The 22,221-nt window shown below is 62.2% G+C and carries 22 protein-coding genes; 7 read left to right on the top strand and 15 right to left on the bottom strand.

The genetic code is table 11. The annotated features are described in order from the left end of the window. Window positions 1–6: 6 nt before the first annotated feature. Window positions 7–933, top strand: a complete 927-nt coding sequence (locus GQA94_RS11195; RefSeq protein ID WP_158188096.1) for an ABC transporter permease — start codon at window positions 7–9, stop codon at window positions 931–933. A gap of 63 nt (window positions 934–996) precedes the next feature. Here the strand turns inward: GQA94_RS11195 and GQA94_RS11190 are convergent, their stop codons facing one another. Then, entirely contained in the window at window positions 997–1,515 is a 519-nt protein-coding gene (locus tag GQA94_RS11190; protein ID WP_158188095.1) for a nucleoside 2-deoxyribosyltransferase, read from the bottom strand. 416 nt (window positions 1,516–1,931) lie between these two features. Between GQA94_RS11190 and GQA94_RS11185 the strand changes: the two genes are divergently transcribed. From GQA94_RS11185 to tsaA, 3 genes are all read left to right on the top strand, one after another. After that, window positions 1,932–3,014 carry a BMP family ABC transporter substrate-binding protein gene (locus tag GQA94_RS11185; RefSeq protein ID WP_158188094.1) on the top strand — a complete coding sequence of 361 codons (1,083 nt, stop codon included), beginning with the start codon at window positions 1,932–1,934 and terminating at the stop codon, window positions 3,012–3,014. 81 nt (window positions 3,015–3,095) lie between these two features. After that, a complete protein-coding gene (locus tag GQA94_RS11180; RefSeq protein ID WP_158188093.1) occupies window positions 3,096–4,073 on the top strand; it encodes an isopenicillin N synthase family dioxygenase in 978 nt (325 codons plus the stop codon). A gap of 135 nt (window positions 4,074–4,208) precedes the next feature. Beyond that, window positions 4,209–4,907, top strand: coding sequence for a tRNA (N6-threonylcarbamoyladenosine(37)-N6)-methyltransferase TrmO (gene tsaA / locus GQA94_RS11175; protein WP_158188092.1), 699 nt, complete (start codon window positions 4,209–4,211; stop codon window positions 4,905–4,907). Between the two features lie 110 nt (window positions 4,908–5,017). On the opposite strand, the gene GQA94_RS11170 is transcribed toward tsaA, so the two are convergent. The 8 genes from GQA94_RS11170 to GQA94_RS11135 all read right to left on the bottom strand — a co-directional run bounded on the left by GQA94_RS11170 (window position 5,018) and on the right by GQA94_RS11135 (window position 11,986). Then, window positions 5,018–7,555, bottom strand: coding sequence for a penicillin acylase family protein (locus tag GQA94_RS11170; RefSeq protein ID WP_158188091.1), 2,538 nt, complete (start codon window positions 7,553–7,555; stop codon window positions 5,018–5,020). Between the two features lie 72 nt (window positions 7,556–7,627). Continuing rightward, window positions 7,628–8,092, bottom strand: a complete 465-nt coding sequence (locus GQA94_RS11165; protein WP_158188090.1) for a DUF2489 domain-containing protein — start codon at window positions 8,090–8,092, stop codon at window positions 7,628–7,630. A 7-nt stretch (window positions 8,093–8,099) separates the two neighbouring features. After that, the gene (locus tag GQA94_RS11160) at window positions 8,100–8,291 is read right to left on the bottom strand and encodes an SEC-C metal-binding domain-containing protein (RefSeq protein ID WP_158188089.1); all 192 of its coding nucleotides are present in this window, start codon (window positions 8,289–8,291) and stop codon (window positions 8,100–8,102) included. An 8-nt stretch (window positions 8,292–8,299) separates the two neighbouring features. Next, window positions 8,300–8,797, bottom strand: a complete 498-nt coding sequence (locus tag GQA94_RS11155) for an LEA type 2 family protein (RefSeq protein ID WP_158188088.1) — start codon at window positions 8,795–8,797, stop codon at window positions 8,300–8,302. Between the two features lie 151 nt (window positions 8,798–8,948). Beyond that, the gene (locus GQA94_RS11150; protein ID WP_158188087.1) at window positions 8,949–9,686 is read right to left on the bottom strand and encodes an S-methyl-5'-thioinosine phosphorylase; all 738 of its coding nucleotides are present in this window, start codon (window positions 9,684–9,686) and stop codon (window positions 8,949–8,951) included. A gap of 13 nt (window positions 9,687–9,699) precedes the next feature. After that, complete coding sequence (gene nagZ / locus GQA94_RS11145; protein ID WP_158188086.1) at window positions 9,700–10,698, bottom strand: beta-N-acetylhexosaminidase; 999 nt, start codon at window positions 10,696–10,698, stop codon at window positions 9,700–9,702. 16 nt (window positions 10,699–10,714) lie between these two features. Next, a complete protein-coding gene (locus GQA94_RS11140; RefSeq protein ID WP_158188085.1) occupies window positions 10,715–11,239 on the bottom strand; it encodes a L,D-transpeptidase in 525 nt (174 codons plus the stop codon). Between the two features lie 39 nt (window positions 11,240–11,278). Continuing rightward, window positions 11,279–11,986 (bottom strand): TetR/AcrR family transcriptional regulator, encoded by a 708-nt coding sequence (locus tag GQA94_RS11135; protein ID WP_158188084.1) that lies wholly within the window; start codon window positions 11,984–11,986, stop codon window positions 11,279–11,281. 192 nt (window positions 11,987–12,178) lie between these two features. Here GQA94_RS11135 and lexA point away from each other — a divergent pair, with 192 nt between their 5' ends. Both lexA and sulA read left to right on the top strand, forming a co-directional pair. Beyond that, entirely contained in the window at window positions 12,179–12,787 is a 609-nt protein-coding gene (gene lexA / locus GQA94_RS11130; RefSeq protein ID WP_158188083.1) for a transcriptional repressor LexA, read from the top strand. Window positions 12,788–12,847: 60 nt separating this feature from the next. After that, the gene (sulA, locus tag GQA94_RS11125; RefSeq protein WP_158188082.1) at window positions 12,848–13,327 is read left to right on the top strand and encodes an SOS-induced cell division inhibitor SulA; all 480 of its coding nucleotides are present in this window, start codon (window positions 12,848–12,850) and stop codon (window positions 13,325–13,327) included. 70 nt (window positions 13,328–13,397) lie between these two features. On the opposite strand, the gene GQA94_RS11120 is transcribed toward sulA, so the two are convergent. Next, window positions 13,398–13,634, bottom strand: a complete 237-nt coding sequence (locus GQA94_RS11120; protein ID WP_158188081.1) for a hypothetical protein — start codon at window positions 13,632–13,634, stop codon at window positions 13,398–13,400. A 204-nt stretch (window positions 13,635–13,838) separates the two neighbouring features. Between GQA94_RS11120 and GQA94_RS11115 the strand changes: the two genes are divergently transcribed. Beyond that, window positions 13,839–14,678, top strand: a complete 840-nt coding sequence (locus tag GQA94_RS11115; protein WP_158188080.1) for a DMT family transporter — start codon at window positions 13,839–13,841, stop codon at window positions 14,676–14,678. 36 nt (window positions 14,679–14,714) lie between these two features. Here GQA94_RS11115 and GQA94_RS11110 read toward each other — a convergent pair whose 3' ends face one another. The 5 genes from GQA94_RS11110 to fadB all read right to left on the bottom strand — a co-directional run bounded on the left by GQA94_RS11110 (window position 14,715) and on the right by fadB (window position 21,945). Continuing rightward, on the bottom strand, window positions 14,715–15,233 hold the full coding sequence (locus tag GQA94_RS11110; RefSeq protein WP_158188079.1) for a DUF6586 family protein: 519 nt from the start codon (window positions 15,231–15,233) through the stop codon (window positions 14,715–14,717). A gap of 71 nt (window positions 15,234–15,304) precedes the next feature. Then, window positions 15,305–17,917: a type I DNA topoisomerase gene (topA, locus tag GQA94_RS11105; RefSeq protein WP_158188078.1), complete on the bottom strand. Its 2,613-nt coding sequence runs from the start codon at window positions 17,915–17,917 to the stop codon at window positions 15,305–15,307. Between the two features lie 287 nt (window positions 17,918–18,204). Next, on the bottom strand, window positions 18,205–18,432 hold the full coding sequence (locus GQA94_RS11100; protein ID WP_021210141.1) for a DUF1653 domain-containing protein: 228 nt from the start codon (window positions 18,430–18,432) through the stop codon (window positions 18,205–18,207). A gap of 81 nt (window positions 18,433–18,513) precedes the next feature. Next, entirely contained in the window at window positions 18,514–19,689 is a 1,176-nt protein-coding gene (gene fadA, locus GQA94_RS11095) for an acetyl-CoA C-acyltransferase FadA (RefSeq protein WP_158188077.1), read from the bottom strand. A gap of 108 nt (window positions 19,690–19,797) precedes the next feature. Further along, window positions 19,798–21,945 carry a fatty acid oxidation complex subunit alpha FadB gene (gene fadB, locus GQA94_RS11090; RefSeq protein ID WP_158188076.1) on the bottom strand — a complete coding sequence of 716 codons (2,148 nt, stop codon included), beginning with the start codon at window positions 21,943–21,945 and terminating at the stop codon, window positions 19,798–19,800. Window positions 21,946–22,221: the final 276 nt, after the last annotated feature.

Genomic DNA, 22,221 nt, shown 5'->3' with positions numbered 1-22,221 from the left:
ATACCCATGGATATCGATCTACTGAGCAACATTTTCTACGCCATGATCCGCACCGGCACACCGCTGCTGCTGGTGGCGCTCGGCGAGCTGGTCTGCGAAAAGACCGGCGTGCTCAATCTCGGTCAGGAAGGCATGATGCTGTTCGGCGCGGTGGCCGGTTTCATTGCCGCCTACGCCACCGGAAACCTCTGGCTCGGCGTGCTGTTCGCCTGCCTCGGCGGGATGCTGCTGTCGCAGCTTTTCGCGCTGGTAGCGCTGGGATTCAATGCCAATCAGGTCGCGACCGGACTGGCGCTGACCATCTTTGGCGTGGGCCTGTCGTCGTTTATCGGGGCCGGCTGGGTGGGCAAGCCGTTGGCGGGCTTCGAGCCGATTGCGATTCCACTGCTCAGCGAAATCCCACTGATCGGTCGCATGCTGTTCGCCCAGGATTTGCTGATCTATCTGTCCTTTGCGCTGTTCGCCCTGGTCGCCTGGGGACTGTCGAAGAGTCGCATCGGCCTGATCATCCAGGCGGTCGGCGAAAACCCCAATGCCGCCAGTGCCATGGGCCTGCCGGTGCTGCGGGTACGGACGCTGGCGGTACTCTTCGGCGGCGCCATGGCCGGGTTGGCGGGCGGCTACCTGTCGCTCGCCTACACGCCGATGTGGGCGGAAAACATGACCGCAGGACGGGGCTGGATCGCTCTGGCGCTGGTGGTTTTCGCCAGTTGGCGGGTGGGCCGTGTGCTGCTCGGCGCCTATCTGTTCGGCCTGGCCAGCATCCTGCATCTGGTCGCCCAGGGCATCGGGCTGTCGATTCCGGGCAACCTGCTGGCGATGCTGCCGTACGTCGCGACCATCATCGTTCTCGTGCTGCTTTCGCGTGATGCGATCCGTACCCGGCTGTACGCACCGGTATCACTTGGCCAGCCGTGGAAAGCGGGCCACTGAGCGCAACGCTGCGTTGGGCTGGAGCTGCCGGGTCGACAGCTATGGAGATCAGCCAAAACGTACCTAGCGACGTCTCGCGAGTTCATCCGCGAGGCGTTGCAAAGCCTCGCGCGGACCGCCATTGACCAGCATCACCGGCACGCCCAGCATCAGGTTCAGCGGTAGATCGAACGCCTCCAGCTGTAGACCGTCGCAGTCGAATCCCGGCTGCCCGCACAGGTGCGGATGTTGACGGCGCAAGCGCTCGGCGTAGCTGCCCTCCCCGTCCAGGTAGCCGATTACCGGCTTGCCGCGTGCCACTGCGTAGCCGACCTCGAAACTGGTGCCGCTGTCCGGCTCGCCGCCGCGAAAGAAGTTCAGATCGGCCAGCACCGCATCGGCCTGCTCCAGCAGGTCGAGGTTGGCACGATAGATCCAGGCCGCCTGTTCGCGAGCGGCGGTGACGTGCGTCGGTACCTGCTTGTCCAGCGGGTACAGGCCGATGAAACCGAACGTGGCACAAAGCGACTTGAGCCACGCGCCGTGCTCGAGCGCATCGGGTCGAAACACGCCGGGACCGGCGAGGTAGATACGTGAGTTCATGGACTCCATCCGCGTCGTTCTTGAAAAGGCCATCGACGCCACGTCATGACGGTGCCGAACGGCACGGAACGGGACGCAAAACGATCGAATCCGACATGCGCCGTTCGGATTGATGGTTGGGGCCGGCATGCATTGTCATCGCCATCCGCAACAGCTGCCACTATACAACCCCAGCCTACCCTCGACACGCGCGGGCATGGCTCCGGTCGGCACTTTCAAAAGCGTTTGGCGCACCACCCTGCAGCACGGGCGCTATCCGCCGCACCTTGGCGGATCAGCGTTGGCCCTGGGCGCTCGGCTTGGCAACGGCGCGTCGCGGCTGCAGCAGGTAGCTGTCCAGTTGGTCAGTTTTTTGCAAACCGAATCGCAGCCTTACGGCGGATTCGCAAAAGACTTGCAAACCAGGAGCAACACGCATGCACAAAACAATCAGGAAATCCTTGCTTCGCGGTCTCGCCGCGGCAGTCGGTTTCAGCGCTACGCTTACCGCCGTTGCAGCCGACCCATTGAAGGTCGGCTTCGTTTACGTGGGCCCGATCGGCGACCATGGTTGGACTTACCAGCACGAGATGGGCCGTCAGTATCTGGAAAAACAACTCGGCGATCAGGTCGAAACCACCTTTGTCGAGAACGTTGCCGAGGGTGCCGACGCCGAGCGGGTGATTCGCAACATGGCCAAGGGCGGCTATGACCTCATCTTCACCACCTCCTTCGGTTATATGAACCCGACGCTGAAAGTGGCGAAACAATTCCCCAAGGTTACCTTCGAGCATGCCACCGGCTACAAGCAGGACAAGAACCTCGGGACCTACCTCTCGCGTTCCTATGAGGGTCGCTACGTCGGTGGCTTCCTCGCGGCGAAGATGACCAAAAGCAAGAAGGTCGGCTACATCGCCTCGTTCCCGATTCCAGAAGTGATCCGGGACATCAACGCCATCCAGCTGGCGCTGAACACCTACAACCCCGGCACCGAGATCAAGGTGGTGTGGGTGAATTCCTGGTTCGATCCGGGCAAGGAAGCCGACGCCGCCAACGCGCTGATCGATCAGGGTGTGGACGTGGTCTTCCAGCACACCGACAGTCCCGCGCCGATCCAGGCCGCCGAACGTCGTGGCGTCTATTCCGTCGGCTACGCCTCGAACATGGCCCACTTCGGACCGAAGGCGGTGTTGACCTCCATCGTCAACGACTGGGGCCCACACTATGCCCAGTCGGCACAAGCGGTGATCGACGGTAGCTGGAAGCCGCAGGATTTCTGGGGCGGACTGGCCGAAAACACCATCAGCCTGCCGATCAGCGATCTGGTGCCGGCGGACGTAAAGAGCGAGGCTGAACACATCATCGCGCGCATCCGCAGCGGTGAATTCCATCCCTTCACCGGCCCGATCAAGGACCAGGCCGGCACGGTGCGTATCGCTGAGGGCGCAACCGCCAGCAACGGCGAGCTGGCCTCGATGGATTACTACGTAGAAGGCATCACCGCCGAACTGCCCAAATAGCGGAACAAGCTGACCGCTTGACGCCGCAAGCAGAAGCCGGCGGCGTCGTGCCGGCTTCAGGCTCTTACCGGGACAACTCGCATGAATCAACTACCCATCATTGATATCGCTCCGCTTTACGCCGAAGACCCTCGGGGCCGGAGCGAGGTCGCACGGCAGATCGACGCGGCCTGTCGCGACTGGGGATTTTTCTATATCCGCAACCATCCCATCAGCGTCGCGCGCATCCAGCAGCTGAAGGAGGCCGCCGAACGCCTGTTCGCCCTGCCCACCGAGCAGAAGCTCCAGATCGACATTACCCGCAGCAGACATCACCGCGGCTATGGTGCGATTGCCACCGAGCAGCTCGACCCCGGCAAGCCGAGCGATCTGAAGGAAACCTTCGACATGGGGTTTCACATGCCCGCCGATCACCCGGACGTGCTTGCCGGCAAGCCACTGCGTGGGCCGAACAGGCACCCTGATCTGCCGGGCTGGGAGCCGCTGCTGCAACAGCATTACGAGGACATGCATGCCCTGGCCTGCACCTTGCTGCGTGCCATAGCCCAAGCGCTGGGCGTGGAAGAGTCGTTCTTCGACGAGCGCTTTGCCGAGCCCATCAGCGTGTTGCGCATGATCCACTATCCGCCCCGGCAGACCGCAACCGCGCCGGAGCAACAAGGCGCGGGCGCGCATACCGACTACGGCTGCATCACCCTGCTCTACCAGGACCAGGCCGGCGGCCTGCAGGTGCAGAACGTGCGTGGCGAATGGATCGATGCGCCGCCGATCGAAGGCACCTACGTGGTCAATATCGGCGACATGATGGCGCGCTGGAGCAACGACCGGTACAAGTCAACGCCGCACCGGGTGATCAGCCCACTGGGCGTCGACCGCTACTCCATGCCGTTCTTCGCCGAGCCGAACCCTGACACCGTCATCAGTTGCCTGCCGGGCTGCCAGGGTCCGGATAACCCGGCCAGGTATCCGGACACGACCTGCAGCGCCTATATGCTTTCGCGCTTCGCCGAAACCTATGCCTATCGCCGAGAACTCGAGCGCTGCGAGCCGAACGCTTGACCCGGGTCGTCGGTTTCGCCGCCAGGCCGGCCGGGCGTTGAAACCGACGGCGATTCTGCCGCGTCGTGTTTCGATCGTTACCGGATCGTTGGCGCGGTAAGATGGCCGTCCACGTTTCGCGCCGCAGCTTCGAGCATGACCTACTCCGTATCGCCCATCGGCTTCGTCCGTTCCTGCTTCAAGGAAAAATTCGCCATTCCGCGACAACCGCAGTTGGCGCCCGCGGCGCGCGGCATCCTGGAGCTGATCCCGCCCTACGATCAGGCCCATGCCCTCGAAGGGCTTGAGCAGGTCAGTCACGTCTGGCTGCTGTTCCTCTTTCACCAGTCGCTGGAAACCGAGCCCCGCCTGCGGGTACGTCCACCGCGCCTCGGCGGGAACCGCATGGCTGGGGTGTTCGCCACGCGTTCGACGCATCGACCCAACGGTATTGGCCAATCGGTGGTGCGGCTCGAACGGATCGAGCCTGGGCGGTTGCACCTGGCAGGCATCGACTTGCTCGATGGCACGCCCGTATTGGACGTCAAGCCTTACGTTCCGTACGCCGATGCCGTCACCGAAGCGCGCAATGGCCTGGCCAGCGACCCGCCGCCGGTCATCGACGTGCACTGGACCGAAGCCAGTCTGCAGCAGGCTCGTCGCGAAGCGCTGCGACTAGGCGAACCGCTTCAGGAGCTGATCGAGCAATGCCTGGCGCAAGACCCCCGGCCGGCCTATCAGACGCCGACAGCGGAGCGCCGCTACGGCACCCGTCTATGGGATGTCGAGGTGCGCTGGCACTATCCGGACCCGTCCACCATCACCGTCCTGGAAGTGCTGCGGGAACCGCGCTAGGCCATCGCCCAGGAAATCGTCGAGCCGAGCTGTGCGGCAGATGCGCTCAGCCGCCAGGACTGCCCATCCATGGCAACGCGGCGCGAGCGGTTGACGCTGCTGCGGCGCGGCTAGCGGGGCGCCGGAGTCAGCAGCAGACGCTGGGTTCCGTAGACCTTGTCCAGGTTCTCGGACTTGAATGGGAAGCTCATGTAACTGCCCTTCAACCAGGCTTCGATACCATCGGCGTAGTGCGGGCTGGCCGGGTTGCCCGACTGACCCGAACTGTTGAGGCCGATCATCGGCTCGTCACGCCCGAAGTCGACGATGATGCGCATGGCCGGGACCAGCCACGTATCGAAATTTTCACCCCAGCGATAGGCCGACACATTCAGCGTGCTGTGGTCGCCCCCGGCTTCGAACGGACCACGATCCAGGTAATCCCTGATGGCATTGATGCCGCCTCGCTGGCTGGCCGGCATGTAGGGTGCGAGCTGCGTCGTACCCGTCTGCCATGTATAGGTATGCAACCGCCCCCACCGCCAGGCGCTTCGATCAGAGCCTTGAGCGGCCTCCATGCGGCTGACCGCCGCTGCGAGCGAGCGCGCAAGTATCGTCGGCTTGTCCTCCTGCTGGGGCGTACTCACGTCGTTCCAGAACGGGCTGTCGTCGCGCCCCAGCAGATGATCCGCCTGCGCGGAATAGGACGTGTTGGCGGTTTCGACCAGCGCCTTCCATGCAGGGCTGGTTTCCGGCCCGAGCTCGTCGAGGAAGATCTGTCGCGCTGACTCCATCAGGAAGCTTTCGTACAGCGCGGCATCGGCGGAGTCTGCGCTGAGCTTGCCATCGAAGCGGGTCAGCCGCGACAACGCCTCGCGTGCCCGGCCCCGGTCAGGTTCTGCCAGCGCGTCGACCGCCGCGCTCAGCGGCCCGGCCATCCCTGGCGCCTGGAACATTGCCTGCAGCTTGGCGGCGAAAGTCGTCGTCTGGTCGTATTGCATCGCAATCACGCTGCGGCTGTCGTGCTTGCCCTTCGCAAGCAGTTCGTCGATACGCTCGGCTCGCTCCGGGTAATACCAGGAATTGGACAGCTGCATACCGTAGCCCCTGGGCACGGTGCGCTGATTGGCCGTGGCCAGCCAGCCCCGCGCCGGGTCCTGGTCGTAAGGATGCAGCATGGGATCGGCGAACCCATCCCAGTCGTACTGCCCCGCCCAACCGGGAGACGGTATCAGGCCTAAACCCTCGCGACGGTTCGGGTAACGCCCGGTCACCTGCCAGCCCGTACCCTGCTCGTCGGCAAACAGGACATTGAGCGCCGCGGCGCGGATGTCGCGCGTCGCCTCGAACGCCTGATCCACCGATTGGGCCCGGGTCAGGTCGAAAAACGCATCCAGCGTCCGGTCAGCTTCGAACGCCGTGGTCTTCAGTGCCAGGCCATAACCGCTGCTCAGTTGCAGCGGCTGCAACGGATGCTTGCGCTCACCCAGCACGCTGTTGAGCAGTGGTCCGTTGCGCGTTTCATAGACGGTTTCGCGGATCGGGCGCTCGCCCTTGATGAAGAACGTCTCATGCCGCTCGCGCGCCGGCGTCCAAGTGCCATCGGCGAGATACAGCAAACGTCCGCCTTCGCGGCGCACCTGCTCCAGGAACAGGTCCTGGGTATCGCCCATGACCATGGTCATGCCCCAGCCCAGCTTGCCGTTGAAACCGGCGACCACTGCGGGCACGCCTGCGAGGGTGACCCCGGCGGCCTGGAATTTCGGCGAGCGAATCTGCACGAAGTTCCAGTACGAGGGCATCGACAATGGAAGGTGCGTGTCGTTGGCCATCAGAGGCTTGCCGCTGCGGGTGTTGCTGCCGGATATCGCCCAGTTATTCGAAGCGGCTACACCCAGCATATTCAGCGAAGCGACCTGCGAGGCCGCGTTGTCGAGTGCGGCAAGCCCGGCTATCTCGCCGTCGAGCTTCAAACCTTTGAGCTTGTCGGCTTCGGCAAAAGGCAGCGGCTCATCAGGATAGGTTGGCAACAGCCAGGCGAGCTTGTCGCTGCCGACCTTCTGCGCCATCACCAGCGAGGCGATTTCTTCCTGCAGATTGACCGCCAGCCCGAAGTTCAACAGGCAGAACACCAGTACCGAGTCTTCAGCCTTCCAATACTCCGGGTTGTGACCCGTGGCGGCCAAATCCATTGGCAATCGGTCGCGATGGCGGAACAGGTAAGCGTTGACGCCCCGGGCGTAGACCTCGAAAAAGCGCTTCATGCGCGGCGAGCTTTCCTGGTACAGCACGGCGGCGCTGTGCCGGAGATTGACGGCGCGCATGAACCGATCTATTTCCAGCACACCCGGACCCGCCATCTCAGCCAGACGCCCTTGCGCCATGAGCCGCAGGCTGACCATCTGGCTCAGACGATCGGTTGCATGTACATATCCGAGACCGAACAGCGCATCGTGAAAGGTCGCCGTCTCGATCAGGGGCGTCCCCAGGCTGTTGCGTCGAATGCTTACGCTCTTGTCCAGGCCGGTGACCGCCTGAACGCCTTGCGCGGGCGGCAGGCTGTCGCTGTAACGGCTGTCCAGATAGGCCTGACACCCCACTAGCCCACCGCCTGCCAATGCAACACCAAGGGCCAGACGGACCAGAACAGACGGCAGACGCAGGGACATCGACGGCTCCTTACAGGCAGGGCAGCAGAGAAATGGAGAGAATAGATGGGTATGCAGCGAAAACCGCCGCGTTCAGGCGGCTTCGCGATTGTTCGGCAGCACTTCGTCAAGTAGCCAGCGGGCGGAGCGGCGCGCCTCGGCCTTGTGTTGCAGTTCGAGGGCACTGAAGTTCGCTTCGTGACGACGGCGCTCGGCTTTGTCCAGAGCCTTCCAGGCGGCATGCGTCGGCACCTGTTCGGTGGCCTCGAAGAGCAACTGGAAAACCTGGCAGCGCGGGTCCTGCCCCAGGTTCGAATCGTAGTTGTCCAGCAGAACCTTGATGCGGATCGCGCCCTCGATCAGCGGTACCTGCTCATCGAGCAGGCTCCCGGCGAGCACCCGCAGGTCCGCGGCAAGGGCCGCATGCTGCTGCGCCTGCATGTCGGCAAGCTGCTGCTCCCTGCTCCAGACCCTGCGCCATAAATGCAATGCGTAGCAGCCCAACGCCGCGATCAGCAGCAGTCCGGCTATCAGCAGCGCGATGGCAAGCGGCGTCATGAGTAGATCAGGCCCCGTGGCATTTCTTGAATTTCTTCTGGCTACCGCAGGGGCACGGGTCGTTGCGGCCGACATCCTTCAGCGGATTGCGAACCGGGTCGTGGCTGTGGTTGCAGTGCGGGCCATGGACGTGATGGTCATGATCGTGGTCGTGGTCGTGGTTGCAATCAGGACCGTGCACGTGAGTTTCGTGGTTCATCGGTGTCGCTACTCCGGGATAAAGTTGCCGGGGATTATCTCGCCATTGGTGGCGATGTGCACGCGTCGGCCGAGCAGCATGCCCGTTTTCAGCTCGCCTTCCAGACGATAGGCAATGGGCCGGTCCGGCTTTTCCAGCAACCGCACGATGTATTTCATGTGCCGCCAGAGGTTGGTATGGATCGGCACCTCGTAATAGTCGGACCCATGAGCGGGCACGGTCGTCCAGCCGCTGGACTCACCGCTCGCCAGCTCGACATCGTTCAGATGCACGGTGTAGATGAGGCCGCGAACCGGCAAGCTCCGCTCATTGGGGTTGTCGATGCGAAAGCGCAGCATGAACTGCTGTTCAAGAAGTCTCGCCTTGATGATCTCGACGTCGGTGAGCTGGACACGCGGGTCCTGGAAGTCGCCGCTGAACCACGTCGAGCAACCCGCAAGACTGGACAACAACCCCAGCAAAACCACTGCTCTCGATATTCTTCTTATAGGTGCGTGGCAAAGCATTCCGGTACTCCAATGGACGGCCAAGTGTAGCAAGCGGCAGATTGCCTGCAATGGGTTGTCGGGCGAAATTAGCACGTCCCTGCTACGTCTTTACGACCGTTTCATTGTGCCGACCATGCGCTGGCGTAGACGCAGCCGCCGGCCGTCCTCGTCAACCTGTCAGCGCGCGCGCCAGCACCGCGCGGGTCTTGACGATCCCCTCCGACAGCGCCGCCTCGATTTGCGCCATGGTGATGATGTCCGTGGTTTTGCCTGCGGCCGGATTGACCACCAGGGCCAGGCAGGCGTACGGCAAGTCCAGCTCGCGGGCGAGCAGCGCCTCGGGCATGCCGGTCATCCCCACGATATCGCAGCCATCGCGCCCCATCCTGGCGATTTCCGCGACCGTCTCCAGCCGTGGCCCCTGGGTGCAACCATAGACGCCATGGCTGCTGAACAGATAGCCCTCGGCAGCCAGTCCGGCAATCAGTCGTTGGCGCAACGACTCGTCATAGGGAAAGCTGAAATCGACGTGAGTGACATGTTCGATATCACCTTCGAAGAAGGTGTGGTCGCGCCCGTAGGTGTAGTCGATCAGTTGGTGCGGTACGCACAGATGCCCCGCGCCCATCGCAGAATGGATGCCGCCAACCGCGTTCACGGCAATGATCGCCTGCGCCCCGGCTTCTTTCAGGGCCCACAGATTGGCGCGGTAGTTCACCTGATGCGGTGGGATCCGATGCGGGTGGCCATGGCGGGCAAGAAAGAGCACTTCTCGTCCGGCATACGCACCACGAAGCACGTCTGCCGATGGCGGGCCATAAGGCGTTTGCATGGGAACGGCTTCGTGCAGGGTCAGCCCGGGCAGCTCGGTGAGGCCGGTGCCGCCGATGATGGCGTGGACAGTCATCTTGGTTTCCTTGTCAAACGATCAGTTGCGCTGCTTTGAGCGTGTCGACGGACGCGCGCCAACGCGGATCCTGTTTGTATTCCAGCGTGCCTGACGTGCGGCGGCGCATCCTGGCGAGCGCCGGCGATGGCTGCGCCCCGAAGCGCTGCAATGCCGACAGCGCCAGCTCGGCGGCGCCCCGGTCGTTGCATACCAGCCCCATGTCGCAGCCTGCCGTCAGAGCCGCCTCGATACGGTCCGCGGCATCGCCGGCGACATGCGCTCCGGCCATCGACAGATCGTCGCTGAAGATCACGCCACGAAAGTCGAGTTCCTTGCGCAGGATCTGCTGCAGCCAGCGCGGAGAAAAACCGGCCGGCTTGTCGTCCACCTGCGGGTAGATCACATGCGCCGGCATGACCGCATCGAGCGCGCTCGCCAAGCGCTGGAACGGGATCAGGTCACGCTCGCGAAGCGCTTGCAGCGCCCGTTCATCGACCGGGATGGCGACGTGTGAATCCGCCTCGGCCCAACCGTGACCGGGAAAGTGCTTGCCCGTCGCGGCCATGCCGGCCCGATGCATCCCCTTGATGAACGCCCCGGCCAGCTCGGTCGCACGCACCGGATCACCCTCGAATGCACGAGAGCCCACCACTGCGCTGCGCTGGTGATCGAGGTCGAGCACCGGCGCGAAGCTGAAATCCAGTCCAGCGGCCAGCACCTCGGTCGCCATCACCCAGCCGCATGTTTCAGCCAGCGCCGGCGCATCGGCACGCGAAGCGAATTCACGCATCGCCGGCAATCGAACGAAGTCGCGCCGCAGGCGCTGCACGCGCCCCCCTTCCTGGTCGACAGCCAGCAGGATATCGGGCCGTACCGCACGGATCGCACGGCACAGGTCCTCGACCTGACGCAGGTTTTCGATGTTGCGAGCAAACAGAATCAGCCCGCCTACTTCCGGCTGGCGCAACAACTGGCGATCCTCGGCGGTCAGCCAGGTGCCGGCGATGTCCAGCATCAATGAGCCTTGCATGATAGTGAGCAAATCCTTAAATGAGCGGTGCGCTCGACCATTGCGGACAGGCCGCCTCGTCTATCTGCACGGCGCAACCAACCGGCACGCGAGCGAACAGATCGAGCAAGTCGGCATTGCGCAACCTGATGCAACCATGGGAAAGCGGTACGCCCATGGGCTCGGGATCGGGCGTGCCGTGCAGATAGATGTATCGACGGAAGGTGTCGACCTTGCCGAGACGGTTGTAGCCAAGCTCACAGCCGCTGAGCCAGAGGATACGGGTCAGGATCCAGTCACGGCCGGGGAACCGGGCATGCAGTTCCGGATTCCACACGTCTCCCGTCCAGCGCCGACCACGAAGGACCGCCCCGCATGGCAACCCTTCACCGATGCGCGCGCGCACCCGATGACGCCCCCGTGGCGTGCAATTGGAACCGTTGAGTTCTCCCGCACCGTTACGCGCGGTGGAAACCGGCAGCCGACTGCACAGCCTGCCTTCGGAAAATCCGTAGAGCATCTGGTCGGCGATGGAGATGTGAAGGAAATCGAGATCGGACATGGGCACCAAGCTTAGCCGATCAACCCCTGACCATGCACCTCAACCCTTGGCAGGCATCGCAAGGGCATTGCGTCGAGCGATGGGATGCGCCTTTACCAGGCTTGGGTCCGCCACGCCGGAATCGGCGCGCATGCCAGCCGCCAGAAACGGCACCATCATGCGCATGACCTGCTCGATGGACGTCTTGGCCCCGAAGTCGTTCTCGGCGATGGCCCGCAGCGCCTTGATGCCTGACATGCTGAACGCGGCAGCACCCAGCATGAAGTGCACACGCCAGAACAATTCGATTGGCGGAATGGAGGGCGCCGCTTCATGGACGCGCAGCATGTAACGGCGAAACACCTTGCCGTACATGTCTTCAAGATAACGGCGCAGGTGGCCCTGACTCTGGCTGAAGGACAGTCCCAACAGACGCATGAAGATCGACAGGTCGTCACCGCTGCGGGGCGTTACCGCAAGCGCCTGCTCGACCAGGATTTCCAACAGTTCCTCGAGGTTTTCCTTCCTGTCGGACGCGGCTTCGCGCCGGTCCAGCTCGCGCTCGAGGCTCACACAGAACGGCCCCAGAAAACGGGAGAAGACCGCCTGGATAAGGGCTTTCTTGGACCCGAAATGGTAGTTCACGGCCGCCAGGTTCACTCCGGCCTTGCTGGTGATCAGACGCAGCGAAGTCTCGGCGAAGCCTTTCTCAGCGAACAGTTGTTCCGCTGCATCAAGAATACGCTCCACGGTTTCAGACTGCGCCATGCCCACTCCCCTGACAAACACTCGTTTGAAACTTACGTTTCAACCCACCTCAAGTCAACCACGAAAGCGCCCGAAGGCCTTCTGGTCGACAAGCTTGCACCAAGCCAGCCCGGCCCTCAACCAAACAACGATTGCCAAGCGACCGGCACTGTATATAATCCCAGTCACTGTATAAAAGAACAGAGACCTCTCATGATCAAGCTCACCCCACGCCAGTCGGAAATACTCGCCTTCATCAAGCGCTGCCTGGAAGACAACGGCTACCCGCCGACGCGTGCCGAGATCGCTCAGGAGCTGGGTTTCAAATCGCCCAATGCCGCCGAGGAACACCTCAAGGCGCTGGCCCGCAAAGGCGCTATCGAGATGACGCCCGGCGCGTCGCGCGGGATACGTATTCCTGGTTTCGAACCCGCTGCCGAAGACAGCGGTCTGCCCGTCATCGGCCGGGTCGCCGCCGGCGCGCCCATTCTTGCGCAACAACATGTAGAAGAATCCTGCCAGATCAACCCGGCTTTCTTTCACCCCAAGGCGGACTACTTGCTGCGTGTGCATGGCATGAGCATGCGAGACATCGGGATTTTCGACGGTGACCTGCTCGCCGTCCATACCACGCGCGAGGCGCGTAACGGCCAGGTCGTGGTGGCCCGTATCGATGATGAGGTAACCGTCAAGCGCTTCAAGCGCGAGGGCGACAAAGTCTGGCTGTTGGCCGAGAACCCGGAATTTGCGCCGATCGAGGTCGATCTCGAGCAGCAGGAATTCGTCATCGAAGGTTTGAGCGTCGGCGTGATACGCCGCTAGCAGATCGCTTAACGTATTGGCACATGCAGGTGGCCAGACCGCCTGCCAAAGGAGAGGCTCATGCAGTACCACCCTCAACCCAGCGCAGGCAATCCACCACAACTCCCCTTGTTCGAAGGGCTGATCGCACATCGCCTGGCACCGTTCGCAGAGGGCATACACCTGCCCCAACCTGCCGATGATTGCCTGAGTGAAATGACCCTGAGCGGCAGCAACGATCACTGCCGGCTACTGCTCTCCCCCATTCTGCGCGAGCTCAGCGAGGCGGCCGACACGCGCTGGCTGACCCTGATCGCTCCCCCAGCGTCGCTGTCGCAGAGCTGGCTGCGTGAAACCGGCCTCAATCGCGATCGCATCCTGTTGTTGCAGGCCCGCGAAACCCAGGGTGCGCTTGAGTTGGCGTGCAAGGCCCTGATGTCAGGCTGCAGCCATACGGTCATCACCTGGTTCGCGCGGCTCGACAAGGCCAGCCGGCTGAAACTGCGCGAGGCGGCATCCCAGGGCAACGCACAAAGCCTGAATATACGCCTGGGTAATTGAATCGAACCGCTCGGCATATGGATGTGCCGAATCCGACCGGCGTCGCAATGGCCAACCGGCATCGTGGGTCTTAATGCAGGACGCGCGGCCCCTCTTCTTCTCGCTCCAGTTCGCCCTCGGACACCCGCCCGGCCATCTGCACGCCGACGTTGAACATCGCCTTGGCGATTTCGACATGCTGGCCTTGCAGGAACGCCTTGGCGTCTTCGGAAAAATCCAACGTGACCAGCACGCCTTCATCCTCAGCGCGACGCAGCACAATGCTGCCGTCGGGTAGCTCGACGATTTCCAGAAAAGACGTTGGCATGAGTCTGCTCCCCGTGAAACGGCGCATTGTAACAGCCGACCGACCTGTGGACAGCCTTTGGCTTCGCCGCGGAGCATTGAATGCATCGCATCGTGGCGGGTGGTTTCGCCAAATCAGGTGCGGCACTTGCTGATGGCACAGTAGGATGGCCCCCTACATCGTCCAGGCAGCCGTCCGGACACCCGCCGCGCGAAGGATTCCAGGATGACTGCAAGAACCCTGCTGCTGACCACCTTGGCCATGCTCGCCTTCGCCGGCAATTCATTGCTGTGCCGCGCCGCACTGCGTGACAGTCAGATCGACCCCGCCAGCTTTACTGCGTTACGCCTGCTCGCCGGGGCACTGGTGCTCTGGCTGCTGCTGTACCTGCGCAAGGGGCCCAGGGCGATGTCCGGCAACTGGTACGGCGCCCTCGCGCTTTTCGCCTATGCGGCAGCCTTTTCGTATGCCTACCAGTACCTCGATGCCGGTGCCGGTGCGCTGGTGCTGTTCGGCGCCGTGCAGCTCAGCATGATCGCCTGGGGACTGTTCAACGGTGAACGTCTGCATCGCTGGCAATTGGTGGGCCTGGTGCTCGCGGTTGGCGGCCTGGTGGCGCTTCTGCTTCCTGGCACGAGCGCGCCCTCGGTGCCGGCTTCGTTGCTGATGGCAGTGGCAGGCGCCGCCTGGGGGGCTTATTCGCTGCTGGGAAAAGGGCTGCCTGACCCGCTGGCCGTCACGGCCGGGAATTTCATCCGCGGCCTGCCTATCGTTGCCGGGCTGTGCCTGGTGGCCTTGAACAGCCTCAAGTGGGACAGCGCCGGTGTGATCTATGCAGTGTTGTCCGGCGGGCTGACGTCCGGCATCGGCTATGCCATCTGGTATGCCGCGCTGCCGGGCCTTGCGGCTGTCCAGGCGGCCAGCGTGCAATTGAGCGTACCGCTGCTTACCGCGCTCGCCGGAAGCCTGCTGCTGGGGGAACCCCTGACTGCCAGGCTGCTGGCTGCCGCCCTTGCGATACTGGGCGGCATCGCCCTGGTCATGTGCTTCAAATACCGGACGTGAGGCACGGGAACGGTGCAAGTAATCGCTGCGCCACGCTTACCACTCGGTCAGCGACTCGCGAAAGCGCAAGGCCAGATCCTTCAGGTTGCGCCGCCAGGACTCCACCTCTTCGCGTGTCAGCGCGGGCACTTCTTCGCCTACGCTGACCGCTTCGATCAAGGGCATGGTGGGGTCGGTCTTGGACTTGGCGGGTGCACGAGGTGGCTCGAACAATCCGGCATAGGCCTTCAACAGCTGTGCAAGCCAGGTCTCGCGATGCTCGGCCAACTCGATCAGCTCGGCCAGCTCCGGACTGGGCGAGTCCTGTTGCGGCGAGCGCAGCAGCAACAGCTCCGCTTGCGGCGCGCCGGCATTGGCTAGACGGTAGTAGCCGGCAATCTCGTGACACAGCCCCAGCAAGGCGCCGTACAGATGGAACAGGGCGGCCTCTCGCTCCGCCTGGATCAGCCCCGGCGCATTCATCGTGCCTTTTTCGTCGGCCCGCCGCCAGTTCTCGAGCGCGAGGCCGGCGAAGTAGAGTTTCTGATTGGTTCGGGTATACAGCTCATGAGCCATGGCGACGATCTCCAAGGGTTGAAACGCACCAGGTCGAAGCCAGAGGGCCGACGTCGACCTGGCGCTGCCGCTTATTTACCGGTGCTCTTGTCTTCCACTTTCCATTTGCCGCCGTCGAAGAACGCTTTCCACCCGGTCGGTTTGCCGTTGACCTCGGTTTGCACGTACTGCTCCTTGGTCTTGCGACTGAAGCGGATCACGGCGGGGCGGCCCTCCGGATCCTTCTGCGGCGCACTCAACAGGAAGTGATACTTCGGATCGATCTCGTCCTTGTGTGGAATCAGCTCCACCACGAGCGGCGCACGGGTCTCGCGGTTCTTCGGGAACTGGCTGGCAGCCAGGAACAACCCGGATGCACCATCGCGCAGAACGTAAGTATCGTCGACTTTTTCACACTTGAGCTCCGGCATCTTCACCGCATCCATCTTCGGCGGTGCCGCCTCGCCATTTCTGAGCAGCTTGCGAGTGTTTTTGCATTCAGCGTTCGTACAGCCGAAGAACTTGCCGAAGCGGCCGGTCTTGAGCTGCATTTCGCTGCCGCACTTGTCGCATTCCAGGCTCGGTCCCTCATAGCCCTTGATCCGGTACTGCCCTTCCTCGATCTCATAGCCGCTGCAATCGGGGTTGTTGCCACAGATGTGCAGTTTGCGGGTCTCGTCCAGCAGATAGGCGTCCATTGCCGTACTGCAGATCGGGCAACGATGCTTGCCCAGCAGTACCCGTGATTCGGACTCACCTTCGTCATCGGCGGCGATTTCGTCCCCTGGGATCAGGTTGACGGTGGACTTGCAGCGCTCCTTGGGCGGCAGGCTGTAACCAGAGCAGCCGAGGAACACGCCCGTCGAGGCCGTGCGAATCATCATCGGCCGGCCGCAGACCTTGCAGGGAATGTCGGTCAGGGTCGGCTGGTTGGCACGCATGCCGTTGTCACTGGCCTCGGCCACCTCGAGCTTTTTCTTGAAGTCGCCGTAGAACTCGTCAAGCAGATGCTTCCACTCACGCTCGCCCTGGGCAACGTCGTCCAGGTTCTCTTCCATGCCGGCGGTGAAGCCGTAATCCATCAGGTTGTCGAAGCTTTCCGACAGGCGTTCGGTGACGATGTCGCCCATCTTTTCCGAGTAGAACCGGCGATTGTGCAAGGACACATAGCCGCGATCCTGGATCGTCGAAATGATCGCCGCGTAGGTGGACGGGCGACCGATGCCGCGCTTTTCCATTTCCTTTACCAGGCTCGCTTCGGAATAACGTGCCGGCGGCTTGGTGAAATGCTGGCTCGGATCAAGCTTGATCAGCGTCATCCCGTCGCCTTTGTTCATTTCCGGTAGCACATCGTCTTCACCGCTTTTGCTCTGCTGCGGCATGACCTTGGTGTAACCGTCGAACTTGAGAATGCGACCCTTGGCGCGGAGTTCGAAGTTGCCTGCGGTGACCGTCACACTTGTCGACAGGTACTGCGCCGGTGGCATCTGACAGGCGACGAACTGGCGCCAGATAAGGTCGTAGAGGCGCTCGGCGTCGCGTTCCATGCCCGACAGCTGCGTCGGGCGCAGATTGACATCGGAGGGGCGAATCGCCTCGTGCGCTTCCTGCGCGCCCTCTTTGCTTGAGTAGAAATTGGGGTTTTCAGGCAGGTACTTCTTGCCGAATTCATCCTCGATGAAGCCGCGCACCATGCCCAGCGCGTCGGCCGAGAGATTCGTCGAATCGGTACGCATATACGTGATGTAGCCAGCCTCGTAGAGCCGCTGGGCCATCATCATGGTCTTCTTCACGCCGAAGCCGAGGCGATTGCTCGCCGCCTGCTGCAAGGTCGAGGTAATGAACGGTGCCGAGGGCTTGCTGCTGGTCGGCTTGTCCTCGCGCTTGGTCACGCTGTAGCGAGCGTCTTTCAGCTGTTCGAGCGCGGCCATGGCGTGGCCTTCATTCAACGGCTTGAATGCCTCGCCATTCTCACGCGCGACCTCGAAACGCACCTTCGCCTGCCCGGCGGTGGCGAGATCGGCATGGACTTCCCAATACTCTTCGGGAACGAAGGCGCGAATCTCCCGCTCACGCTCGACGACCAGCTTGACCGCAACCGATTGCACACGACCGGCGGACAGGCCACGGGCGATCTTCTGCCACAGCAGGGGCGACACCATGTAGCCCACGACCCGGTCGAGGAACCGCCGTGCCTGCTGCGCATTGACCCGGTTGATGTCCAGCTCGCCAGGCTTGGAAAATGCTTCCTGAATGGCCTTCTTGGTAATTTCGTTGAAGACCACGCGCTTGTAGCGAGTGTCGTCACCCCCGATGGATTCGCGCAGGTGCCAGGCGATGGCCTCTCCCTCTCTATCCAAGTCGGTCGCGAGATAGATGGTGTCAGCTTCCTTGGCCAGGCGACGCAACTCGTCGATGACCTTTTCCTTGCCCGGCAGAATCTCGTACTTGGCTTTCCAGCCATGCTCGGGGTCGATCCCCATACGCGTGAACAGCTGCCGCTTGGCCTTTTCCTTCGGCGACAGCGCCGGGGCGTCGCCGGCGGCCGCCTTGCCCCGCTTGGCCGGCTCGCGGGCCGCGGAACCGCTGGTGGGAAGGTCGCGGATGTGGCCGATACTCGACTTCACCACGTACTGGTTGCCCAAATACTTGTTGATTGTCTTGGCCTTGGCCGGTGATTCCACGATGACCAGCGATTTACCCATGGAGAGGAGAGTTCCTGAATCGAGAGATAACTGAGAAATTGAGCCGCCAGTACCGAACGCCGCAACACGACGCTCGGTTTGTCGGCAAAAAGCGAAGCAGCCCGTCTAGAGGACTGCAAAGAGCGTCCGATTGCTCCGCAAACGTGCGTAGCGCGGTCGCCCGGCGCGCGTTTCGTTGACCGAAGCCAGGTGGAATCGCTTTCACTTGGTTCGAAAGCACCGCTATATATAGTGGCGACCGAGCCGAGGTCAAGCGCAAGGGTTAAGCCAATCTGCCCTGAGGACGCTCAAAAACGGCTGGGTTCGGCTTCGATCAGTGCGAAACGAGGAAGCGTTTCCCCATCGACTTCCACCGTTTCGGTAAACATCGACAACGGACGCACCCAAAGGCCGAAATCCCCGTACAGCGCCTGATAGAACACCACCGGCTCCTCCGTTTCGGAATGCCTGGCAACGGCATATACCCGATACTCGGGGCCTTTGTAATGACGATAACGGCCTGGCGTGACCTGCATCTGAAATGCCTCTGAAATAACTTCATATCCAACAAATGAAAAACCGGGGCACGAGGCCCCGGTTCCGTGTCACCGGACAGCTTAGACGCGTTCGAACACCGTGGTGATACCTTGGCCCAGGCCGATACACATCGTGGCCACGCCCAGGGTGCCGCCGTTCTGCTTCATCACGTTCAGCAGGGTGCCGGAGATACGCGCTCCGGAGCAACCAAACGGATGGCCCAACGCAATGGCGCCGCCGTGCAGGTTGACCTTCTGTTCCATTTTGTCGAGCAGCTTCAGATCCTTGAGCACAGGCAGCGCCTGAGCGGCGAAGGCTTCGTTGAGCTCGACGTGATCGATGTCATCCATGGTCAGACCGGCACGCTTGAGCGCCTTCTGGGTGGCGGGCACCGGGCCGTAACCCATGATCGCCGGATCGACACCGGCCAGCGCCATGGAGCGAATCACGGCCATCGGCTGGACACCCAGGTCCTGGGCACGCTGAGCCGACATCACGATCATGCAGGACGCGCCATCGGTGATCTGCGAGGACGTACCGGCGGTCACGGTGCCACCCTTGGGGTTGAATGCCGGCCTGAGGGCCGCCAGGCTCTCGAGGGTCGTTTCCGGACGAATGGTTTCATCGTAGTCGAAGACCTTGAGGAAGCCGTTCTCGTCGTAACCCTGCATGGGGATGATCTCATCCTTGAACAGGCCCTCGACAGTCGCCTTGTGCGCCAGACGGTGCGAGCGCTCGCCGAAAGCGTCCTGCTGTTCACGAGTGATGCCATGCATCTTGCCGAGCATTTCGGCGGTCAGACCCATCATGCCCGACGCCTTGGCGGCGTACAGCGACAACTGCGGGTTCGGATCGACACCGTGCATCATGCCGACGTGGCCCATATGCTCGACACCGCCGACGACGAACACATCGCCGTTGCCGGTCATGATCGCCTGGGCGGCCGTATGCAGCGCACTCATGGATGACCCGCAGAGTCGGCTGACCGTCTGGGCGGCGCTGGTGTGCGGGATGCGCGTCAGCAGCGACGCCATGCGGGCGATGTTCCAGCCCTGCTCCAGGGTCTGGTTGACGCAACCCCAGATCACATCTTCCACCTCGGCCGGATCGATCTTCGGATTGCGTGCCAACAAGCCATCGATCAAGTGCGCGGACATGGTCTCGGCGCGGGTGTTGCGGTGCATGCCGCCCTTGGAACGACCCATCGGGGTACGGCCGAAGTCGACAATGACGACGTCTCTCGGATTAAGGCTCATTTATCTCTATTCCTCTCTTGGAAAACCCCTGAAAGCCACTGCGCCAGGCGGGGCGTTGCTGAGATCAGTCTCGCCCTCGCCTGCGCTCGCTATGCGTTCAAAGGCCTTTTAACCGTAGAAGCGCTGGCCGTTGGCAGCCATCTCACGCAGCTTCGCAGTCGGGTGGTACAGCGGGCCCAGGTCGGCGTACTTGTCGGCCAGCGCCACGAACTCGGCCACACCGATCGAATCGATGTAGCGCAGCGCACCACCCCGGAAGGGCGGGAAGCCAATCCCGTAGATCAGGCCCATATCGGCCTCGGCAGCGGTTTCGACGATCCCGTCTTCCAGGCAACGCACGGTTTCCAGGCACAGCGGGATCATCATGTAGTTGATGATGTCCTCGTCGCTCAGCTCGCGCTGTTCGCGCACGATCGGCTTGAGCACCTCGTAGGCCTCGGGATCGACCACTTTCTTCGGCTTGCCCTTCTTGTCCAGCTCGTAGGCATAGAAGCCCTTGCCGTTCTTCTGGCCCAGGCGATTGGCGTCATACATGGCGTCGACCGCCGTCCTGGTGTCGTCCTTCATGCGGTCCGGGAAACCCTCGGCCATGACGTCACGGCCATGATGACCGGTGTCCATGCCGACGACGTCCATCAGGTACGCAGGGCCCATCGGCCAGCCGAACTTCTCCATCAGCTTGTCGGCGCGGACGAAGTCCACCCCGTTGGCAATTACACGCGCGAAGCCACCGAAATACGGGAACAGCACGCGGTTGACCAGGAAGCCCGGGCAATCGTTAACCACGACCGGACTCTTGCCCATCTTCTTGGCATAGGCAACGGTGGTGGCGATGGCGGTTTCGCTGGTTTTCTCGCCGCGGATCACCTCAACCAGCGGCATCATGTGCACCGGGTTGAAGAAGTGCATACCGCAGAAGTTCTCCGGACGCTTGAGCGCCTGCGCCAGATAACTGATCGAGATGGTCGATGTGTTGGACGCGATGATCGCATCGTCACGCACCAGCCCTTCCACTTCGGCCAGCACCGATTGCTTGATCTTCGGGTTCTCGACGACCGCCTCGACCACGATATCGACGTGACCGAAGTCACCGTAGGACATGGTCGGGCGGATGGCATTGAGCGCTTCGGCCATCTTGGCCGGAGTCAGACGGCCTTTCTCGACACGCTTGCCGAGCAGCTTGGACGCCTCGTTCAGGCCCATCTGAATGCCTTCTTCACGGATGTCCTTCATCAGGATCGGCGTACCCTTGACGGCCGACTGATAAGCGATACCGCCACCCATGATGCCGGCACCGAGCACGGCCGCGAGCTTCACCTCACGCGCCTGCTTGTCGTAGGCCTTGGCTTTTTTCTTCAGCTCCTGGTCGCTCAGGAACAGCCCAACCAGGCTCTGTGCAACCGAGGTCTTGGCCAGTTTGACGAAGCCCGCGGCCTCGACTTCGATGGCTTTGTCGCGGCCGAAGTTGGCGGCTTTCTGGATGGTCTTGATCGCTTCGACCGGCGCCGGATAGTTCGGGCCAGCCTGACCGGCAACGAAGCCCTTGGAGGTTTCGAACGCCATCATCTGCTCGATGGCATTGAGCTTGAGCTTGTCCAGCTTCGGCTGGCGCTTGGCCTTGTAGTCCAACTCGCCGGAAATGGCGCGCTTGACCAGGTCCAGCGCGGCGGCTTGCAGTTGCTCTGGCGCGACGACGGCGTCAACGGCGTGAACCTTGAGCGCCTCTTCGGCACGGTTTTCCTTACCGGAGGCGATCCACTCGACGGCGTTATCGACGCCAATCAGGCGCGGCAGGCGAACGGTCCCGCCAAAGCCTGGGTAGATGCCCAGCTTGACTTCCGGCAGGCCGACCTTGGCGCTGCTGGACATGACGCGGTAATCGGCAGCCATGCACATCTCGAAGCCACCGCCGAGCGCGATGCCGTTGATGGCCGCGACGGTCGGCACGCCCAGGTCTTCGAAGTCGCTGAAGATCTTGTTCGCTTCGAGGTTGCCGGCTACCAGCTCCTCGTCCGACAGCTTGAAGTTGTCGACGAATTCGGTGATGTCGGCACCGACGATGAACACGTCCTTGCCGCTGGTAACGATCACGCCCTTGACCGAAGCGTCGGCCTTGATGGCGTCGACTGCCTGGCGCAGGTCGTTGAGGGTGAGGCGATTGAACTTGTTGACGGACTCACCCTTGAGGTCGAAATTCAATTCGACGATGCCGCTCTCAAGAGCCTTAACCGTGATGGCTTTACCTTCGTAAATCATCAACTGATCTCCACGGTATGGAAGCTGAACGTTACGTGTCGCACGTCATCGGCCCGAAGACCGTCACCGATTCAGGTGAAACGACACCCACCGACACGATAAACCGGGCTGACGGCATTTGCGTGGCAAACGCTCGATTCATACGCCCGTTTGATTTGGGTGAGCACACCTTCATGCAAAAGCGATGCATTGTCAATCGGCTGGCCGGGTAGTCGAAGGGGCTCACCTGCAATCCGATCACTAAGCCTAGCCAAGGCCCGTCATGTTGCAGCATGA

It is taken from the genome of Stutzerimonas stutzeri (assembly GCF_009789555.1).
GTDB lineage: Bacteria > Pseudomonadota > Gammaproteobacteria > Pseudomonadales > Pseudomonadaceae > Stutzerimonas > Stutzerimonas stutzeri_R.
Note: the sequence above shows the minus strand (reverse complement) of the source record. Positions and strands in the feature narration are given on the sequence as shown.

What these genes read in the sequence shown, in the direction of transcription:
- GQA94_RS11195 (WP_158188096.1), top strand. Translation starts at nt 7, where the DNA reads ATGGATATCGATCTACTGAGCAACATTTTCTACGCCATGATCCGCACC.
- GQA94_RS11190 (WP_158188095.1), bottom strand. Translation starts at nt 1,515, where the DNA reads ATGAACTCACGTATCTACCTCGCCGGTCCCGGCGTGTTTCGACCCGAT.
- GQA94_RS11185 (WP_158188094.1), top strand. Translation starts at nt 1,932, where the DNA reads ATGCACAAAACAATCAGGAAATCCTTGCTTCGCGGTCTCGCCGCGGCA.
- GQA94_RS11180 (WP_158188093.1), top strand. Translation starts at nt 3,096, where the DNA reads ATGAATCAACTACCCATCATTGATATCGCTCCGCTTTACGCCGAAGAC.
- tsaA (WP_158188092.1), top strand. Translation starts at nt 4,209, where the DNA reads ATGACCTACTCCGTATCGCCCATCGGCTTCGTCCGTTCCTGCTTCAAG.
- GQA94_RS11170 (WP_158188091.1), bottom strand. Translation starts at nt 7,555, where the DNA reads ATGTCCCTGCGTCTGCCGTCTGTTCTGGTCCGTCTGGCCCTTGGTGTT.
- GQA94_RS11165 (WP_158188090.1), bottom strand. Translation starts at nt 8,092, where the DNA reads ATGACGCCGCTTGCCATCGCGCTGCTGATAGCCGGACTGCTGCTGATC.
- GQA94_RS11160 (WP_158188089.1), bottom strand. Translation starts at nt 8,291, where the DNA reads ATGAACCACGAAACTCACGTGCACGGTCCTGATTGCAACCACGACCAC.
- GQA94_RS11155 (WP_158188088.1), bottom strand. Translation starts at nt 8,797, where the DNA reads ATGCTTTGCCACGCACCTATAAGAAGAATATCGAGAGCAGTGGTTTTG.
- GQA94_RS11150 (WP_158188087.1), bottom strand. Translation starts at nt 9,686, where the DNA reads ATGACTGTCCACGCCATCATCGGCGGCACCGGCCTCACCGAGCTGCCC.
- nagZ (WP_158188086.1), bottom strand. Translation starts at nt 10,698, where the DNA reads ATGCAAGGCTCATTGATGCTGGACATCGCCGGCACCTGGCTGACCGCC.
- GQA94_RS11140 (WP_158188085.1), bottom strand. Translation starts at nt 11,239, where the DNA reads ATGTCCGATCTCGATTTCCTTCACATCTCCATCGCCGACCAGATGCTC.
- GQA94_RS11135 (WP_158188084.1), bottom strand. Translation starts at nt 11,986, where the DNA reads ATGGCGCAGTCTGAAACCGTGGAGCGTATTCTTGATGCAGCGGAACAA.
- lexA (WP_158188083.1), top strand. Translation starts at nt 12,179, where the DNA reads ATGATCAAGCTCACCCCACGCCAGTCGGAAATACTCGCCTTCATCAAG.
- sulA (WP_158188082.1), top strand. Translation starts at nt 12,848, where the DNA reads ATGCAGTACCACCCTCAACCCAGCGCAGGCAATCCACCACAACTCCCC.
- GQA94_RS11120 (WP_158188081.1), bottom strand. Translation starts at nt 13,634, where the DNA reads ATGCCAACGTCTTTTCTGGAAATCGTCGAGCTACCCGACGGCAGCATT.
- GQA94_RS11115 (WP_158188080.1), top strand. Translation starts at nt 13,839, where the DNA reads ATGACTGCAAGAACCCTGCTGCTGACCACCTTGGCCATGCTCGCCTTC.
- GQA94_RS11110 (WP_158188079.1), bottom strand. Translation starts at nt 15,233, where the DNA reads ATGGCTCATGAGCTGTATACCCGAACCAATCAGAAACTCTACTTCGCC.
- topA (WP_158188078.1), bottom strand. Translation starts at nt 17,917, where the DNA reads ATGGGTAAATCGCTGGTCATCGTGGAATCACCGGCCAAGGCCAAGACA.
- GQA94_RS11100 (WP_021210141.1), bottom strand. Translation starts at nt 18,432, where the DNA reads ATGCAGGTCACGCCAGGCCGTTATCGTCATTACAAAGGCCCCGAGTAT.
- fadA (WP_158188077.1), bottom strand. Translation starts at nt 19,689, where the DNA reads ATGAGCCTTAATCCGAGAGACGTCGTCATTGTCGACTTCGGCCGTACC.
- fadB (WP_158188076.1), bottom strand. Translation starts at nt 21,945, where the DNA reads ATGATTTACGAAGGTAAAGCCATCACGGTTAAGGCTCTTGAGAGCGGC.